Origin of the sequence: Nocardiopsis sp. NRRL B-16309, assembly GCF_001279585.1 — a bacterium.
GTDB lineage: Bacteria > Actinomycetota > Actinomycetes > Streptosporangiales > Streptosporangiaceae > Nocardiopsis.
In genome coordinates this window covers 15,225-30,679 of the sequence record NZ_LGEC01000080.1, presented here as the reverse complement: position 1 = coordinate 30,679, position 15,455 = coordinate 15,225, and the positions used below count along the sequence as shown (strand labels likewise).

The following is a 15,455-nucleotide window of genomic DNA, read 5'->3' as shown; positions in this document are numbered from 1 at the left end:
GGTCGGACCCCTGGATCGCCGCTCACACGCCGACACGTGCCACGACATGTCGGTCGGATGGCCAGGGCATTGCATCACACGGCGCTCCCGGGGCGAAGGGGGCGGAACGCCGCACGCGACGCAGGCTCTGGAACGGGTCCGTCGAGCGGTTTGTCAGCACATGGCATGCCTGAGGCGAAGTATTTGCGTGCCCTGTGTGAGAGTGAAGGGAAGAAACGTGATCGGTCCCACATAGCGCGAAATCGGTGGTCGATGTGTCGGAGGCGACCCGGACCCCCAGGTACGACGAGTTCAGCAGCTACGTGGCCGAGCGCGGACCGGCACTGCTCCGCATGGCGCGGTCGCTCACCGGCAGCCACGCCGACGCCGAGGACCTGCTCCAGGCCGCGCTCGTCAAGACCTTCCTGGCCTGGGGCCGGATCTCCAACCCCAACGCCCGCGACGGGTACGTGCGCCGCGCGATGGTCAACACCCAGATCTCGGAGTGGCGCCGCACCCGGCTCGACGTCTACCCGACCGACGAGATCCCGGAACAGCGCGTCGACGACCCCACCTGGCGCAGCGACCTCGCCGACGTGGTCGGCCGGTCCATCGAACGCCTTCCCGCCCGCCAGCGCACCACGGTCGTCCTGCGCTACTACGAGGACCTCACGGAGAACCAGATCGCCGCGCGCATGGGCGTCACGCTCGGCACCGTCAAGAGCACCCTGTCCCGCGCGGTGGAGAAGCTGCGCCGCGACGCCGACCTGATCATCGAGCGCACCACGTCCTGACACCGCCTCCCAGGACTTTCGTTTTGCGCAGCGGACCGCGGGGCCGTAGTCTGGTGCGAGCCAGGAGGATTCGCCTAGAGGCCTAGGGCGCCGCACTGCTAATGCGGTTGGGGGGCAACCCCCTCATGGGTTCAAATCCCATATCCTCCGCACTCTGACCTGGGGCTTTCCGCATCGCGGAAGGCCCCAGGTCTTTTTCTGTCCGGGGTTCTCCGCGTGGAGGCGCGCCCTTGCCACCCGCCTCCTCCTTCGGAACCGATTCTAGGACCGTGTCAGGGGCTTCACGGAGTCCGCGCGGCGCGGCGAACGGGGGAGCCAGCGCAGGGCCGCGGCGCCGAGCACGACGTGGAGCGCCGAGGCCACGACCGCGACCAGGTGCAGTCCGCCGACGAAGGCCGCCCTCGCCTCCAGCGCGGCGGCACCGGCGAGGTCCGGCAGGAGCAGCGTCTCGTCCAGGGTCGGGGCCAGGCCCGGGCCGTCCAGGCGGAACACCAGGGCGGCGAGGGAGCCGAGGAGGGCGATGCCGAGCGCGTTGCCGATCTCGTTGCTCGTCTCCGCGATGGCCCCGGCCGATCCGGCGCGCTCCGGCGGCACCGCGCCGACGGCGGTGTCGGCGACCACGCTGAACGAGATCCCGTAGCCGATGCCCGCGACGGCCGCGGACAGGACGTACCAGCCCGTCCCGCCCCCGACCGTGGTGGGGAGGAGGAACAGCAGGCCCACCGCGATGGCGGCGTGCGCGGTGACCAGCACCGTGCGCTTGCCGACACGGTCGGCGATGAAGGGTGTGACGATCGACGTGATCGTCAGGACGGCCGCTCCCGGCAGGGCGAGCAGGGCCGCGCGCAGGATGTCGAGGCCGAGGACGGACTGCAGGTACATCCCGGCCAGGTAGGCGATCGCCGACCAGGCGGCCAGCGGCAGCAGGCCCGTGACGACCGCGATGCTGAAGACCCGGTCGCGGAAGAGCGAGAAGTCGATCAGCGGGTCGTCGAGCGTCCGCTGGCGCACGGCGAACCAGGCCACCAGGGCGAGGCCGAGGACGAGGGCGGCCAGGGACGCGGGCGACGTCCCCTCGGCCGCCAGGTGCTTGAGGCCGTAGATCGCCAGCAGCAGGCCCGTCGCGGAGGTCGCCACGCTCAGGACGTCGACGCGCCCCGGACGGGTGGCGCGCACCTCCCCGAGCAGGATCGGCGCGAACACCAGGAACAGCGCGATCACGGGCAGGTTCACCAGGAACACCGAGCCCCACCAGAACCGCTCCAGCAGCACGCCGCCGACGACCGGGCCGATCGCGAAGCCCGCCGCGAACGCGGCGGCGAAGACGCCGATGGCCCGCGCCCTGCGGCGCGGCTCGGGGAACAGTTCGCTCAGCACGGCGAGCGCGGAGGGCAGCAGGGTCGCTCCGGCCACGCCCATCAGGGCCCGAGCGGCGATCAGGAGGTCGGGCGTCGGGGCGAGGGCCGCCCCCGCCGAACCGAGTCCGAACACCGCCGCGCCGATCAGCAGCAGGCGCAGCCGGCCGTAGCGGTCGCCGAGGTTGCCGAAGGCGATCAGCAGGGAGCCGACCGCGAAGCCGTACACGTCCAGGATCCACAGCGCCTGGTCGGCGCTCGGTTCGAGGGCCTGGCTGACCCGGGGCATGGCCAGGAACAGGATCGATCCGTCCATGGACACGAGGAGGACCGGCCCGAGGACGATCAGGAGGCCGAGCCGGGCCCGGAGGCGGGAGGGAGTGCTGCCGTGCTGCCGTCGGTGTGTCTTCGTCATGCCGGCCATGCTGGTCGCGGGCGGTCCGGCACAACCATCCCCGTGCTGTGGGTACACCCCACAGGTACAGGCCGGATCGCGGCCGACCGTCTAGGGTCGGCGGCATGGAGAGCCTCGGGACGTTCCTCAAGAACCGCCGCGACCGGACCACCCCCGCCGACATCGGCCTGCGGACCTACGGGAGCGCCCGCCGCGTCCCCGGACTGCGGCGCGAGGAACTCGCCCAGCTCGCCGGAGTGAGCGCGGGCTACTACACGCGGCTGGAGCAGGGCTTGGCCGAGACCGCCTCCGAGCAGGTCCTCGACTCCCTCGCCCGGGTGCTGCGGCTCGACGACGTGGAGGCCGCGCACCTGCGCAACCTGGCCCGTCGGCCCGCCGGGTCCGGGCTGAGCGAGCCCACCGAGGAGCACCCGCACACCCGGGTCCTCGCCCTCCTGGACGCCCTGGACGAGGCCACGCCGGCGGTCGTGCTGGGTCGGCGCGGCGACGTCCTGGCCTGGAACCGCGCCGGACACGCGCTCACGGCCGAGCACCTGCCCTTCGACGCCCCCCGGGACCCGGACCGGCGTCCGTCCGTCCCGCGGCTGTTCTTCCTCGACCCCCTCACCCGCGACCTCTACCGCAACTGGTCGGAGCTGGCTGCAATCCACGTCGGCTACCTGCGCCTGACCGCCGGCCGCTACCCCGACGACGCCCGGCTGGCCGCGCTCATCGGCGAGATCACCATGGGCAGCTCCACGTTCGCTTCGATGTGGGCCGACGGCGAGGTCGCCGACTGCACCGCGGCGCCGATGCACGTCCAGCACCCCACGGCGGGCGCGCTCAGCGTGACCTACCAGGTGTGGCTCCAGCCCGACAGCCCGGACCACCGCCTGGAGGTCTACACGCCGAACGATCCCGGCTCGGCCGACGCGCTGCGCCTCCTGGGCAGGCCCGAGGAGGCGTCGAGCGGCGCGGAGCGGCCCCCGGTGCGGTCGTAGCCGCACACCGTGCCCCCGGGGCCGCCGTCACGACAAACCCGCCGTGCCCCCGGGGCCGCCGTCACGACGTTCCCGTCGGGGCGCCGGGGCCGCCGTCACGACGAACCCGCCGGGGCGCCGGCGCGGGCCGCACGGGCCCGCGCGTCGAGCCCCGCGGCCGTCGCGCGCACGATCTCCTCCCACGGCGTCGCCTCCACCCCGAAGACCTCCGTGGTCACGGAGGCGTCGACGACGTAGGGGGCGTCCCACTGGTAGAGCAGCTCCCCCACCTCCCGCAGGAACGGGGAGAACCGGAAGGCCGCCCGCAGCAGCGGCCGCGGGACCTTCGTCACGGAGGGGCGGCCCACCCCGAACGCCCGCGCCATGTCGTCCACCATCCCCCGCACCGTGCGCGCCTCGGGCGAGGGCACGTGCCAGCCCAGCCCCCACGCGCGCTCGTCGGTGGCCACCGCGGCCAGCGTGCGGGCGACGTCCGGCACGTAGGCGACGCTGTGCGCCTGGTCGGGGTCGGCGAAGGTGAACACCCGGCGGCGGGCGCGCGCCTGGTCGGCGTAGAACTCGGGGTAGCTGCCCTTCGGGTTCATGCAGCCCATGTAGTCCGAGGCGCGCACCTCGGTCACCCGGACGGCGCCCGCCTCGTGGCGGGCCAGGGCCTGCTCCCACATCCGCGCTCGCAGCCGCCCCTTGTGGTCGGCCGCGGCCAGGGGCAGGTCGCGGTGGATCGGCCCATCGACCGGACCGTAGCCGTAGAGGTTGCCGCCGATGGCCAGCACGGCCCCGGTCCGCTCGGCGGCCTCCAACAGGGACGCGGCCAGCGGCGGCCAGTGCTGTTCCCACAGCTCGTAGGAGGGCGGGTTGGCGCAGTTGTAGAGGACGGCGGCGCCGTGCGCGATTCGGGTGAGCTCGGTCGCGTCGGTCGCGTCGGCCCGCACCCGCTCGACCGACGGGTGCTCCGGGCCGCCGCCGGAGCGGGTGACGATCCGGACCTCCGTACCCGCGTCGGCGAGCTGGAGGGCGAGGGAGGTGCCGAGCGCGCCCGCACCGACGATGACGTGGAAGGCCATGGTGGAACCCTTCTGCCTCTGTGCGAGAACAGTGCTCTCGCTTTAGATCACCGTTTCACCATCGAGACGTGGAGTCAAGAGCACTGTTCACACTTCACATCACTGATCTTTCGTGGCAGACTCCCCGCATGGCTGGCATCCGAGACCGCGTCCGCGCCGAGTACGTCGCCGAGATCACCGAGGTCGCCCGTCGCCACCTGGCCGAACGCGGCGCGGCCGGCCTCTCGGTACGTGCCGTCACGCGCGAACTCGGCATGGCCGCGTCGGCGGTCTACCGGTACTTCCCGAACCGGGACGCGCTGCTGACCGCGCTCATCGTCGCGGCCTACGAGGGCGCGGGGGAGGCGGCGCGCGAGGCGGAGTCCGCCGTGGACCGCCACGACCACGTCGGCCGCTGGATCGCCGTCTTCCGGGCCGTACGGGCGTGGGCGCTGGCCCATCCGCACGAGTACGCCCTCATCTACGGCTCACCGGTCCCCGGCTACGCCGCACCGCGTGACACCACCGAACCGGCCACCCGCGTGGTCCTGCTCCTCACGCGGATCGCCCACGACGCCCGCCGGGGTCCGGGGCTGGCTCCCACGGACCGCCCACCGGTGCCCGCGGAGCTGCGAGCCGACCTCGTGGCCCGGATCGAACGCATCGCCGCCGACATGGACCCCGAGCGGGCCGCGATGCTCACGGGCGCCCCGCCGGAGACGGCACTCGCCGTCATCGACGGGTGGACGGCGCTGTTCGGGACGGTCGGCTTCGAGCTCTTCGGCCACTACGACAACATCATCGACGCCCGCGAGGCACACCTGGAGCAGGTCGCGCGCACGACGGCACGCACCGTCGGCCTCCCCGGAGCCTGACGCCGCTCGGCTCACACCCCGGTCGGGTAGGTCTCCGGTTCGCCCGGGACGGGCTCGTCCTCGCGCCCGAGCGGGGTGAGCGCGCGGGTGCGGTCACAGTGGACGAAGGCGTCATAGCGCCGGGCGAGCACGGTGGGGACGTAGTTTCCCCAGGCCTCCGCCCGCGGCCGGTACACCACGCCGATCGCCCGGTGGTCCAGCGTCCGGCGCATCCAGTCGGCCTGGTCGGGCGGGTCCGGGAACACGCACAGCGCTTCCCGCTCCGGCAGGGCGCGGTGCAGCAGCGCCTCAAGACTGCCGGGCCGGGCGGGCGGGACCGACATCACCTTCGGCTCCGCGCCCCAGTGGTCGCCCGCGATCACGGTGCCCTCGTAGGAGCCGAACCCGACGGCGACCACCCCGTCGCCGGCGTGCTCCTCGCGGACCAGCTGGCCGACGTTGACCATGCCCGCGGACGCCATGTCGGTCGCGCGGGCGTCGCCGACGTGCGTGTTGTGCGCCCACACGACGGCCCTGGCCCCGGGCCCGTGGTGGTCCATGAGGCGGTCCAGGGTCGCGACCATGTGCCGGTCGCGGATGTTCCACGAGTGGGGTCCGCCGTGGATCATGGAGCGGTAGTAGCTCTCGGCGTTCGCGACGACCTCGGCGTTCTGCTCGGCGGCGAGCCGTTCGAGTCCGCCGCCGCCAGGCCCGCCGGGACCGGAACCGGGACCGGCCCCCTCGGTCCCCGCGGGAGCACGGCGGCGCAGCTCCGCCAACAGGGCGACGACCTCCGACTCGCACCTGGCGGGCACCAGTCGGCTGGACAGGGCGTAGGCCTGCGCGTCCTCGGCGTAGGGCTCGAAGCAGCGGTAGGCCTCCAGCGCCGCGCCGACCCGGTCGGGCTCGTGCTCGCGCAGGTAGTCCAGGATGGCGCGCAGCGAGTCCCACAGGCTGTAGACGTCAAGGCCGAAGAAGCCCGCCCTGGATCCGGCGGGCCGGGAGGCGTTGTACCGGCGCAGCCAGAGCAGGAAGCCGAGCGTCTCCTCGTTCGCCCACATCCAGCGCGGCCAGCGCTCGAAGCCCGCCAGCACCGCGCGGGGGTCTCCCGGCACCTCCGGGGCACCGACGACGTAGCGGTGGATGTCCAGGCAGTCGGGCCAGTCCCCCTCGACGGCGACCAGGGAGAAGCCCTTCTCCGCGATCAGCCGCTCGGTGACCGCCGCGCGCCACCGGTAGAACTCCGACGTGCCGTGCGACGCCTCCCCGAGGAGCACGTAGCGGGCGTCGCCCACCCGGTCCAGCAGGGGATCGAGCGCCGCGGTGTCCGACAGCGGGTGGAAGGTGCCGTGGATGCTCCGGACCTCGTCCATGGTCGCGCTCCCTTCGGATCACTCGGGCGCGGTGGCGGCCGCACGCGGCGGGCCGCGCTCCTACAGGGCCCCTACCAGGGTGAACGGCGCTTATGCGCCAACCGGGGCAAAGGATCGGGCGAACGCATCCGACCTGTGGGAGGACGCGGGTCCGAGGGCGGACGGCCCGAACCCGGAGAGCCCGAGCGCGAAGGACCGGAGCGCGGGCGTCCGGAGCCTGGACCGCCCGACGGCCGGGGTGCGGACGGCCCGAGGCGAACGGCCCGAGGACCGCCGGTGCGGCCCTCGGGCCCTCGGGCCCCGCGCGCCGGGTCGTCCACCTACGCGCGGTGCCGCTCCGGGCTACTCCAGCCCCTTGCGGCGCAGCAGCGGGCCCATCTCCGCGTCGCGGCCGAGGAAGTCGCGGACGGCGTCCAGGGGGTCGACGCTCCCGCCGCGCGCCAGAACCAGCTCGCGGAAGCGGTCACCGTTCTCCCTGGTCGGGCCGCCGTTGGCGGTGAACCACTCCACGCTCTCGGCGTCGAACACCTGGCTCCACACGTAGGAGTAGTAGCCCGCGTGGTAGTCACCGGCGAAGATGTGCAGGAAGTAGGTGCTGCGGTAGCGCGGGCGCACCTGGTCGAGGTCCAGGCCCCACCGCTGGAGCGCGCGCGACTCCAACGCGGACGGGTCCACGTCCTCGTCGGCGCCGATCCGGTGCCAGGACCAGTCGAGCAGGGCCGCCGCGAGGTACTCCACCATCGCGAAGCCCTGGTCGAACCGCTCGGACGCGGTCAGCTTCGCCACGAGGCCGTCCGGGAGCGGCTCACCGGTCTCGTGGTGTCTGGCGTAGTTGGCGAGGATCTCCGGCCAGAACATCCACATCTCGTTGACCTGGGACGGGTACTCGACGAAGTCGCGCGGCACGTTGGTGCCTTCGAGCCGGGGGAAGCGGACCGACGAGAACAGACCGTGGAGGGCGTGGCCGAACTCGTGGAAGGCCGTCCGGACCTCGTCCACGGTGAGCAGGGTCGGCCCGTCCCCGGGCTTGGTGATGTTGAGGTTGTTGACGACCACGGGACGCTCGTCCAGCAGGAACGACTGCTCGACCAGGTTGTGCATCCACGCGCCGCCGCGCTTGGCCGGGCGGGCGTAGGGGTCGAGCAGGAAGAGCCCGAGCGGGGTGCCGTCCTCGTCGAAGACCTCCCACACGCGCACGTCGGGGTGGTATCCGCGCAGGTCGTCCCGCTCGGCGAGGGTGATGCCGTACAGGAGGGCGGCGGCGTGGAAGACCCCGTCCTCGTAGACCCGGTCGAGCTCGAAGTAGGGCCGCAGGGCGTCCTCGTCGATGTCGAAGCGCGCCCGGCGGACCTTCTCGGTGTAGAAGGACCAGTCCCACGGCTCGATGGCGTGCCCGGCCTGCTCGGCCAGCGCCTCGGCCTCCTTCCGGGCGTTGCGAACGGCGGGCCCGACGAGCTGTCCGAGCCGCTCCTCGACGGCGTCGACGGTCCTGGCCGTCTGGTCGGCGACCTTGTACGCGGCGTGGTCGGGGTAGCCGAGCAGGACGGCGCGCTCGGCGCGCAGCGCCGCCATCCGGGCCGCGAGGTCGAGGTTCCGCGGAGCGCGCTCGACGCTGAGGGTGTAGAGCCGCTCGCGCGTGGCGCGGTCGGTGAGCTGGGCGAGCGCGGGCTGCACGGTGCTGTTCAGCAGGGGGAGGACGTACTCACCGTCCTTCTCGATCGCACGGATCCGGGCCTCGTCCAGTCCGTCGAGCTCGGCGGCGTCCCGGACGACGAGCGCGGACTCGGTGGCGGACCGGAGGGCGTTCTGGGCGAAGTCCGTGGAGAGCTCGGCGAGCTCCCCGTTGAGTTCGCGCAACCGGGCCTGCTGGTCCTCGGTGAGGTCGGCGCCGGCCTTGACGAAGTCCGTGCGGTAGCGCTCCAGTAGCCGGGCCTCCTCGGGATCGGCGGCGGTGACCCGCTTGATCCGCTCCCACAGGGCGCGGTGCAGCACGATCGCGTCCCGGTGCCGGGCGATCCGCGGCGCCATCTCCCTCTCGATCGCCCAGAGGCCCTCGGTCCCGTCGGACTCGGCCAGGGTCTCGAACACCACCTGGACGCGGTGCAGGATCCGGCCGGACCGTTCCAGGGCCGCGAGGGTGTTGTCGAAGGTCGGCGGCTCCGGGTCGTGCGCGATCGCCTCGACTTCGGCCAGGTGGTCGGCCATACCCCGCTCGAACGCCGGGACGAAGTGCTCCTCGCGGACGGCGGAGAAGTCCGGCAGCCCGTAGGGCAGGGTGCTGGGCGTGAAGAAGGGGTTGTCGGTCAAGGTCGGGGCTCCTGGGGTCGGTGCGCATCGGCCGGTGCGTTCCCGCCCCGGTGCGGCGGCGGGAACGTCGTGGCGAGCCGAGACGGCTGCTGCTGGGCACGGCGGGGCGGTCGGGGCCACCGCCGTCCGGCCCGCGCGCCCGGGACACTGGGTGCCGTTCTATCGCGCGCGACTCGTCCTGTCACGCCGCTTTCGGGTGATGTTGGACGGTTGCGCACCTCAGCACCGGAATCGCGCACGCGTGTCTCACGTGCCCGCGTCGGGGACTCTCCCCTGCGACAGCCGCACGGCCCTCACCTGCCGTTGTCCACAGGCCGAGGGGGCGGTCTTCCGCCGCCGGTCCGCACCTGGTCTCATCGGATGTGGAGGATCGACGACGACCAGCGCACGGCGGCATCAGGCGCACGGACGGGGGCCGGTGGAGCGGAACGGACAGCGGACCGAGGGCGGAGGCGGTACCGGGACCGCCGCGCGGCTCCCCTCCCCGGGCATCCCGGACACGCGCGGCCCGTGGCACTACCTGTGGTGGCTCATCGCCGCACAGCCCCGGCGGGTCCTCACCGGCGCCTTCTGGGGCAGCACCTGGATGGTCGGCATGATGGTCCCGCCCTACCTCCTGGCCCGGGCCGTCGACGACGGTCTGCGCGCCGGGGACCGGGGCGCGCTGGTCCTGTGGGCGGGCGCCCTGGCGGCGATGGGCGCGGTCAACGCGCTCACCGCGCTCATGCGGCACCGCACGATGACCCTCGTCCGCCTGGACGCGGCCCTGCGGACCCTGCGCGTGGTCGCCCGGCACGCGGCGCACCTCGGCGCGGCCCTGCCCCGCCGGGTCTCCTCCGGGGAGCTGACCACCCTGCAGTCCGCCGACGTGGGACGCATCGCCCAGATGCTGACCTGTACCGGGCCGGGGGTGGGGGCGGTCATCGCCTACGCGGGCGTCGCGGTGTTCCTGTTCACGGTCTCCCCGCTCCTGGCCGCCGTCGTGGCGCTGGGCGTGCCGCTGCTCTCGGTCACCATCGGGCCGATGCTGGGCCGGTTGCGGGGCAGACAGAACGACTACCGGCGGCACGAGGGCGAGCTCACCACCCTCGCGGGCGACATCGTCGCCGGGCTGCGGGTACTGCGCGGGCTCGGCGGCCAGGACCGGTTCGCCGCCCGGTACCGGGAGCGCTCGGCCGACCTGCTGCGGCAGGGGCACCGGGTCGGGACCACGCTCAGCTGGGTGGAGGCGGTCACCGCCACCCTGTCCGTGCTCTTCGTCGCCTCGGTCACCTGGATCTCCGCCCGCCTGGTCCTGGCGGGGGACATCACGGTCGGGGACATGGTGGCGGTGCACGGCTACGTGGCCGTCCTCGTCCTTCCGGTGTTCTTCCTCGTGGAGGGGGCCGGGGACCTCACGCACGGGCACGTCTGCCTCGTCCGGGTGGTGCGCCTGCTCGGCCACGCCCCCGCGTTCACCCACGGCGGCACGGACCCGGGGCCCGACGGCCCCGCCGAACTCGTCGACCCGGTGTCGGGGGTCCGGATCCGACCGGGCGAGGTCACGGCCCTGGTCAGCCCGGACCCGGCCGACGCGATCGAGGTCGTGGACCGGCTCGGCCGCTACACCGGTTCCGACGCCACCTGGGGCGGCGTCCCCCTGCGCGACATCGACCTGGACCGGATCCGGGAGCGCGTGCTGGTCGCCGACAACGACGCCCACCTCTTCGCCGGAACGCTGCGCGAGGCGGTCGCGGTCCACGGTGGCCGCGACGACGCGGAGATCACCGAGGCCCTACGCGTGGCCGGAGCACTGGACGTCGTCACGGCCCTGCGCGACGGCCTGGACTCGACGGTGGAGGCCCAGGGCCGCGACCTGTCCGGCGGCCAACGCCAGCGGGTACGGCTGGCGCGGGCGGTGCTCGCCGACCCCGAGGTCCTGTTCCTGATCGAGCCGACCTCCTCGGTGGACGCCCGTACCGAGGCCGACATCGCCGACCGCCTGTACCGGGCGCGCCGGGGCCGGACCACCGTGGTCGTGGGCACCTCCCCGCTGCTCCTCGACGGCGCCGACCGGGTGGTCCTGCTCGACGAGGGCCGTGTGGCCGCCACGGGCACGCACCGGAGCCTCTCCGTCGGCCACCCCGGCTACCGCTCACTCGTGCTGCGGGGCAGCGATCAGGACGAGGAGGTGAGCACGTGAGCGCCCAAGGCGGAACCCGTGCCGACGACCACGACGCAACTCCCACGAGCAACCGCAGTGGGGCCCACGCCAACAACCACGATGGCGCCCCTGTCAGCGACCGCGGTGGAACGCACCCGAACGCCGGCAGTGGAGCCCGCGCCGACGACCACGATGGCACCTCCGTGAGCGCCCACGACGGCACACCCGCCAACGACCGGGGCGGCACACGCGCGCACGGGCACGGCAGAGCACACGGGGGCGACCGCGCCGACGGCCGCGCGTCCGGCGGCGGCGCCCTGGACGACGGACGGCTGCCCGTGGCCGCGCCGGCCACCGTGCGGCGCGACGTCCGCCGACTCCTGCGCCGCGAGCGCGGCCCGCTCATCGCGCTGACGGTGCTCACCTGCCTGGTGGGCGCGGTGGCCCTGGCCGGGCCCTACCTGCTGGGGCGGATCGTCGACGACCTGGAGGCGGGCACCGCCACGGTCGGGACGGTGGACCGGCTGGCGGCGGCGGTCGTGGCGTGCGCGCTCACCCAGCTCGTCCTCACCCGGTACGCCCGGCTGGCCGCCTACCGCTTCGGTGAGCGCATGCTGCGGCGGCTGCGCGAGGACTTCGTCCACGGTGCCCTGGCCCTGCCCACCCGGGTCGTGGAGCGCTCCGGCACCGGAGACCTCACCACCCGGGTCGCCGCCGACACCGCCAAGGTCGGCGTCATGCTGCGCCACGCGCTGCCGGAGGTCTTCCCCGCCGCCGTCCAGGCCCTGTTCCTGGTGGCGGCCGTGTTCTGGCTCAGCCCGCTCCTGGGCGCCCTCTTCCTCGTGGCCGCGCCCCCGGTGTGGGCGGCGCTGCGCTGGTACCTGCGGCGGTCCCGGTCCGCCTACCTCGCCGAGGGCGCCGCCTCCTCCACCACGCTGGAGGGCGTCACCGCCACGGCCGAGGGCGGGCGGACGGTGGAGGCCCTGGGGCTGCGCGACGCCCGGACGGCGGCGACGGACGCCGACGCGCTGACGCTCGACCGCGCCCGCCGGCGCACCCTGGCGCTGCGTTCGGTCCTGTACCCGGTGACCGACCTCGCCTTCACCCTGCCGTGCGTGGCGGTGCTGGTCGTGGGCGGGCTCGCGCATCTGGACGAGCGGATCGGCCTGGGCGTGCTCATCACGTGCTGCCTGTACGCCACGGGTCTGACCGATCCCCTCAGCCGGATCACGTACTGGGTCGAACAGCTCCAGAGCGGCGCGGCCTCCTTCGCCCGGCTCCGCGGGATCGGGGAGGTCGTCCCCCGGTCGCCCGCCCTCAGCGCCGATCCACCGACCGACGACCGGATCGAGGTCCGCGGAGCCCGCTACGCCTACGTCGAGGGACACGACGTGCTGCGCGGGGTGGATCTGTCGGTCCGCCCGGGCGAGCGGCTCGCGATCGTGGGGCCCTCCGGTGCGGGCAAGACGACCCTGGGCAAGCTGCTCGCGGGCCTGGACTCCCCCACCGCGGGCCGGGTGCTCGTGGGCGGGTCCACCGTCGCCGACCTGCCGCCCGAGGAGCTGCGCGAGCGGATCGTGCTGGTCAGCCAGGAACACCACGTCTTCGTGGGGACCCTGCGGGAGAACCTGGCGATCGCCGCCGAGGGCGCCGGCGACGACGCGCTGCTCCGTGCCCTGGACGCGGTGGGAGCCGACTGGGCGCCCGCCCTCCCCGAAGGGTTGGACACCCGGCTCGGCGCGGGCGGGACGACACTCGACGCGGCCCGCGCCCAGCAGCTCGCCCTGGCACGCGTGGTCCTGGCGGACCCGCACACGGTGGTGCTGGACGAGGCGACCTCTCTGTTGGACCCCACCACGGCCAGACGCACGGAGCGGTCGCTGGCGGCCGTGCTGCGGGGGCGCACCGTGATCGCGATCGCGCACCGGCTGCACACCGCCCACGATGCCGACCGTGTGGCGGTGGTGGAGGACGGGCGCGTCACCGAACTCGGCACGCACGACGACCTCGTCGCCGCGGAGGGCTCCTACGCGGCGCTGTGGAGATCCTGGCACGGCACCGGCCGGTAAGACGCCGACCAGGGAGGTGGCGGCCAGAGCGCCCACCGTCAGGTCGCGGCGGCCCCGGTCACGGGATGGCGGGCCTGGTGGGCCAGTCTCCAGTCGGCGCCGTCGGCCAGTTCGCGGAGCGCGTCGTCCAGGGCGGCGAAGACCTCCCAGGCCGGCCGTGCCTCCGCGTCGGCGATCCACCGGACCACCCGCAGTTCCAGGTCCTCCTTCCGCGCGCCCTTCCACACCTTGTCGGCCAGGCTGACCAGTAGGTCCTCCGACGTCCTGTCCGGGTGGGCCCAGTCTCCGTGGGTGGCGCAGAACCGCGCGAGGCCCGGAGACGTACCCCGGTCCAGCAGCAGCCGTTCCCCCGCCCGCTCGTGGCGGTGCCCGGGAGCGGACAGCTCCTCGGGGTGGACGGTCTTGCCGATGTCGTGGACGGCGGCTCCGAAGCGGACGGCCTCGGTGTCCACTTCCAGGGCGGGGTGGTTCCGGCCGAGCCAGTCCAGCAGCCGGGCCGCGACGTCGTGCACGAGCCGCCCGTGGGCGACGAGTCTGGGCGGCGCACCGCACTCCGCCAGCAGACGCGCACCCGCCTCGGGCAGCGGTTCGAGGGGCGCCGTCATGCCGCCCCCTCCTCCGGCGCGAGGAACTCCCACCGGTCCCCGAGCGGATCGTGGACGTCGAAGCACCGCGGACCGGGAGAGCACGGGTCCCGGTCGCCCTCGTGCCCGGCCTCGGTGCGGCGCAGGGGATCGGAGTCGGTGGGAACGCACCCCAGCACGTGGGGCGGGCCGTCGCCGAGGGCGGTCGCGGTCATGAAGCCCTTTCCGCCGGCTGCGCACCGACTGTCGTCTTGGCGCCAAGAGACGCTGAGCCTAGCGTCCCGTCCGGCCGGGCGGCAGGACCACCGGGCGCTCGTACAGGTACTCCAGACCGTCCGCCTTCTCCCACTGCTGGCCCACGTGCTCGAACCCGAATCCGGCGATCACCGCCAGCGACGCGGGATTGTCCGGACTGATCGCCGCGCGGACCGTCGTGACCTCCGGAGCCGTGGCGGCCCTGGCGATCAGCGCCGCCACGATGCCCTTGGCGTAGCCGCGGCGGCGGAACTCCGGCGCCACCGCGTAGCCGATCTCGACCATCCCGTGGTCGTCCGGCGGCCCGTGGAAGCTGGCGAACCCGACCGCCGTGTCCGGCCCTTCGGCGTCGGCGTCGACGGCCGCGTGGGCCAGCCAGCCGGCGCGGTCCGGATCATCGGCGAGCTGGGACCGCCGCAACCCCCACCACCAGGTCTCGCCCAGGAAGTAGGTCCCCAGATCGATCCCCGCGGCCGCGCCGGCCGCGGCCAGGTCCCCGTGGGCCAGGGCCGCGAGGGCCGGTACGCCGAGTTCCACGAGGCGCACCCGCCGGATGCTCTGGCCCGGCGGGTCGGCGCTCGCGTCGATATCCGTCATGGTCCGATCCTCCTCCACCGGGGACCCGCCCCACAACGCCGATCACCGCTCTGTCCTCCGGCGCTGCCACCATGGAGGACGACCGCCGCACACCCGCGCACCGAGGAGTCGCCATGGCCCCGACCGACGACCGACTGTGTTCCTGGGCGCAGGGCTCCTCGGACCTGATGCGCGCCTACCACGACACCGAGTGGGGGCGGCCCTCGCACGACGACCGCCACCTGTTCGAGATGCTGGTGCTGGAGGGCGCCCAGGCCGGGCTGTCCTGGTCCACCGTGCTCAACAAGCGCGAGAACTACCGCGCCGCCATGGACGGCTTCGACGTCCACCGGATCGCCGAGTACGGCCAGGCCGACACCGACCGCCTCCTGGGCGATCCCGGGATCATCCGCAACCGTCTCAAGATCGCCTCCGCCGTCCGCAACGCGCGGGCCTTCCTGCGCGTGCAGAAGGAGTTCGGGACCTTCGCGGACTACCTGTGGGCGTGGGTGGACCACACTCCGGTCGTCCACCACTTCACGGACGCCTCCGAGGTCCCGGCCAGCACCCCGTTGTCGGACCGGGTCGGCAGGGACCTGAAGAAGCGCGGCTTCAACTTCGTCGGCACCACCATCGTCTACTCCTACCTCCAGGCCAACGGGCTGGTCGAGGACCACCTGGTCGGTTGCCCCGCCAAGCCCGCGGCGACCCCGTAGAGCCGCCGGCGC

At 73.7% G+C, this 15,455-nt stretch carries 13 protein-coding genes and 1 tRNA gene; 7 read left to right on the top strand and 7 right to left on the bottom strand.

Features of this window, described 5'->3' with window-relative positions; all coding sequences use genetic code 11:
* Positions 1 to 254: 254 nt before the first annotated feature.
* Both ADL05_RS16815 and ADL05_RS16810 read left to right on the top strand, forming a co-directional pair.
* On the top strand, positions 255 to 773 hold the full coding sequence (locus ADL05_RS16815; RefSeq protein ID WP_369800959.1) for a SigE family RNA polymerase sigma factor: 519 nt from the start codon (positions 255 to 257) through the stop codon (positions 771 to 773).
* 63 nt (positions 774 to 836) lie between these two features.
* Positions 837 to 923, top strand: a tRNA-Ser gene (locus ADL05_RS16810).
* A 111-nt stretch (positions 924 to 1,034) separates the two neighbouring features.
* On the opposite strand, the gene ADL05_RS16805 is transcribed toward ADL05_RS16810, so the two are convergent.
* Positions 1,035 to 2,543 carry an MFS transporter gene (locus ADL05_RS16805; protein ID WP_053618106.1) on the bottom strand — a complete coding sequence of 503 codons (1,509 nt, stop codon included), beginning with the start codon at positions 2,541 to 2,543 and terminating at the stop codon, positions 1,035 to 1,037.
* A 104-nt stretch (positions 2,544 to 2,647) separates the two neighbouring features.
* Here ADL05_RS16805 and ADL05_RS16800 point away from each other — a divergent pair, with 104 nt between their 5' ends.
* On the top strand, positions 2,648 to 3,523 hold the full coding sequence (locus ADL05_RS16800) for a helix-turn-helix transcriptional regulator (protein ID WP_053617919.1): 876 nt from the start codon (positions 2,648 to 2,650) through the stop codon (positions 3,521 to 3,523).
* A gap of 95 nt (positions 3,524 to 3,618) precedes the next feature.
* On the opposite strand, the gene ADL05_RS16795 is transcribed toward ADL05_RS16800, so the two are convergent.
* A complete protein-coding gene (locus tag ADL05_RS16795) occupies positions 3,619 to 4,587 on the bottom strand; it encodes an NAD-dependent epimerase/dehydratase family protein (RefSeq protein ID WP_053617918.1) in 969 nt (322 codons plus the stop codon).
* Between the two features lie 128 nt (positions 4,588 to 4,715).
* Between ADL05_RS16795 and ADL05_RS16790 the strand changes: the two genes are divergently transcribed.
* Complete coding sequence (locus ADL05_RS16790; RefSeq protein ID WP_053617917.1) at positions 4,716 to 5,441, top strand: TetR/AcrR family transcriptional regulator; 726 nt, start codon at positions 4,716 to 4,718, stop codon at positions 5,439 to 5,441.
* A gap of 11 nt (positions 5,442 to 5,452) precedes the next feature.
* Here the strand turns inward: ADL05_RS16790 and ADL05_RS16785 are convergent, their stop codons facing one another.
* Together ADL05_RS16785 and ADL05_RS16780 are read right to left on the bottom strand one after the other, a co-directional pair.
* On the bottom strand, positions 5,453 to 6,793 hold the full coding sequence (locus tag ADL05_RS16785) for an erythromycin esterase family protein (RefSeq protein ID WP_053617916.1): 1,341 nt from the start codon (positions 6,791 to 6,793) through the stop codon (positions 5,453 to 5,455).
* Positions 6,794 to 7,135: 342 nt separating this feature from the next.
* On the bottom strand, positions 7,136 to 9,100 hold the full coding sequence (locus tag ADL05_RS16780; RefSeq protein ID WP_053617915.1) for a M3 family metallopeptidase: 1,965 nt from the start codon (positions 9,098 to 9,100) through the stop codon (positions 7,136 to 7,138).
* Positions 9,101 to 9,518: 418 nt separating this feature from the next.
* Between ADL05_RS16780 and ADL05_RS16775 the strand changes: the two genes are divergently transcribed.
* Together ADL05_RS16775 and ADL05_RS16770 are read left to right on the top strand one after the other, a co-directional pair.
* On the top strand, positions 9,519 to 11,282 hold the full coding sequence (locus ADL05_RS16775; RefSeq protein WP_231640780.1) for an ABC transporter ATP-binding protein: 1,764 nt from the start codon (positions 9,519 to 9,521) through the stop codon (positions 11,280 to 11,282).
* A gap of 278 nt (positions 11,283 to 11,560) precedes the next feature.
* A complete protein-coding gene (locus ADL05_RS16770) occupies positions 11,561 to 13,312 on the top strand; it encodes an ABC transporter ATP-binding protein (protein WP_053618104.1) in 1,752 nt (583 codons plus the stop codon).
* Positions 13,313 to 13,350: 38 nt separating this feature from the next.
* Here the strand turns inward: ADL05_RS16770 and ADL05_RS16765 are convergent, their stop codons facing one another.
* The 3 genes from ADL05_RS16765 to ADL05_RS16755 are packed head-to-tail and all read right to left on the bottom strand — an operon-like array spanning position 13,351 to position 14,748.
* Entirely contained in the window at positions 13,351 to 13,917 is a 567-nt protein-coding gene (locus ADL05_RS16765; protein WP_053617914.1) for an HD domain-containing protein, read from the bottom strand.
* Positions 13,914 to 14,111, bottom strand: coding sequence for a hypothetical protein (locus ADL05_RS16760; RefSeq protein WP_053617913.1), 198 nt, complete (start codon positions 14,109 to 14,111; stop codon positions 13,914 to 13,916). Before ADL05_RS16760 ends, ADL05_RS16765 begins: the two co-directional genes overlap by 4 nt.
* A gap of 58 nt (positions 14,112 to 14,169) precedes the next feature.
* Entirely contained in the window at positions 14,170 to 14,748 is a 579-nt protein-coding gene (locus ADL05_RS16755; protein ID WP_053617912.1) for a GNAT family N-acetyltransferase, read from the bottom strand.
* A 113-nt stretch (positions 14,749 to 14,861) separates the two neighbouring features.
* Here ADL05_RS16755 and ADL05_RS16750 point away from each other — a divergent pair, with 113 nt between their 5' ends.
* Positions 14,862 to 15,443 (top strand): DNA-3-methyladenine glycosylase I, encoded by a 582-nt coding sequence (locus ADL05_RS16750; protein ID WP_053617911.1) that lies wholly within the window; start codon positions 14,862 to 14,864, stop codon positions 15,441 to 15,443.
* The last annotated feature ends 12 nt before the right edge of the window (positions 15,444 to 15,455 follow it).

Coding starts and splice junctions, on each gene's coding strand:
- ADL05_RS16795 (WP_053617918.1), bottom strand. CDS start 4,587: ATGGCCTTCCACGTCATCGTCGGTGCGGGCGCGCTCGGCACCTCCCTC.
- ADL05_RS16750 (WP_053617911.1), top strand. CDS start 14,862: ATGGCCCCGACCGACGACCGACTGTGTTCCTGGGCGCAGGGCTCCTCG.
- ADL05_RS16755 (WP_053617912.1), bottom strand. CDS start 14,748: ATGACGGATATCGACGCGAGCGCCGACCCGCCGGGCCAGAGCATCCGG.
- ADL05_RS16800 (WP_053617919.1), top strand. CDS start 2,648: ATGGAGAGCCTCGGGACGTTCCTCAAGAACCGCCGCGACCGGACCACC.
- ADL05_RS16785 (WP_053617916.1), bottom strand. CDS start 6,793: ATGGACGAGGTCCGGAGCATCCACGGCACCTTCCACCCGCTGTCGGAC.
- ADL05_RS16790 (WP_053617917.1), top strand. CDS start 4,716: ATGGCTGGCATCCGAGACCGCGTCCGCGCCGAGTACGTCGCCGAGATC.
- ADL05_RS16805 (WP_053618106.1), bottom strand. CDS start 2,543: ATGACGAAGACACACCGACGGCAGCACGGCAGCACTCCCTCCCGCCTC.
- ADL05_RS16760 (WP_053617913.1), bottom strand. CDS start 14,111: ATGACCGCGACCGCCCTCGGCGACGGCCCGCCCCACGTGCTGGGGTGC.
- ADL05_RS16765 (WP_053617914.1), bottom strand. CDS start 13,917: ATGACGGCGCCCCTCGAACCGCTGCCCGAGGCGGGTGCGCGTCTGCTG.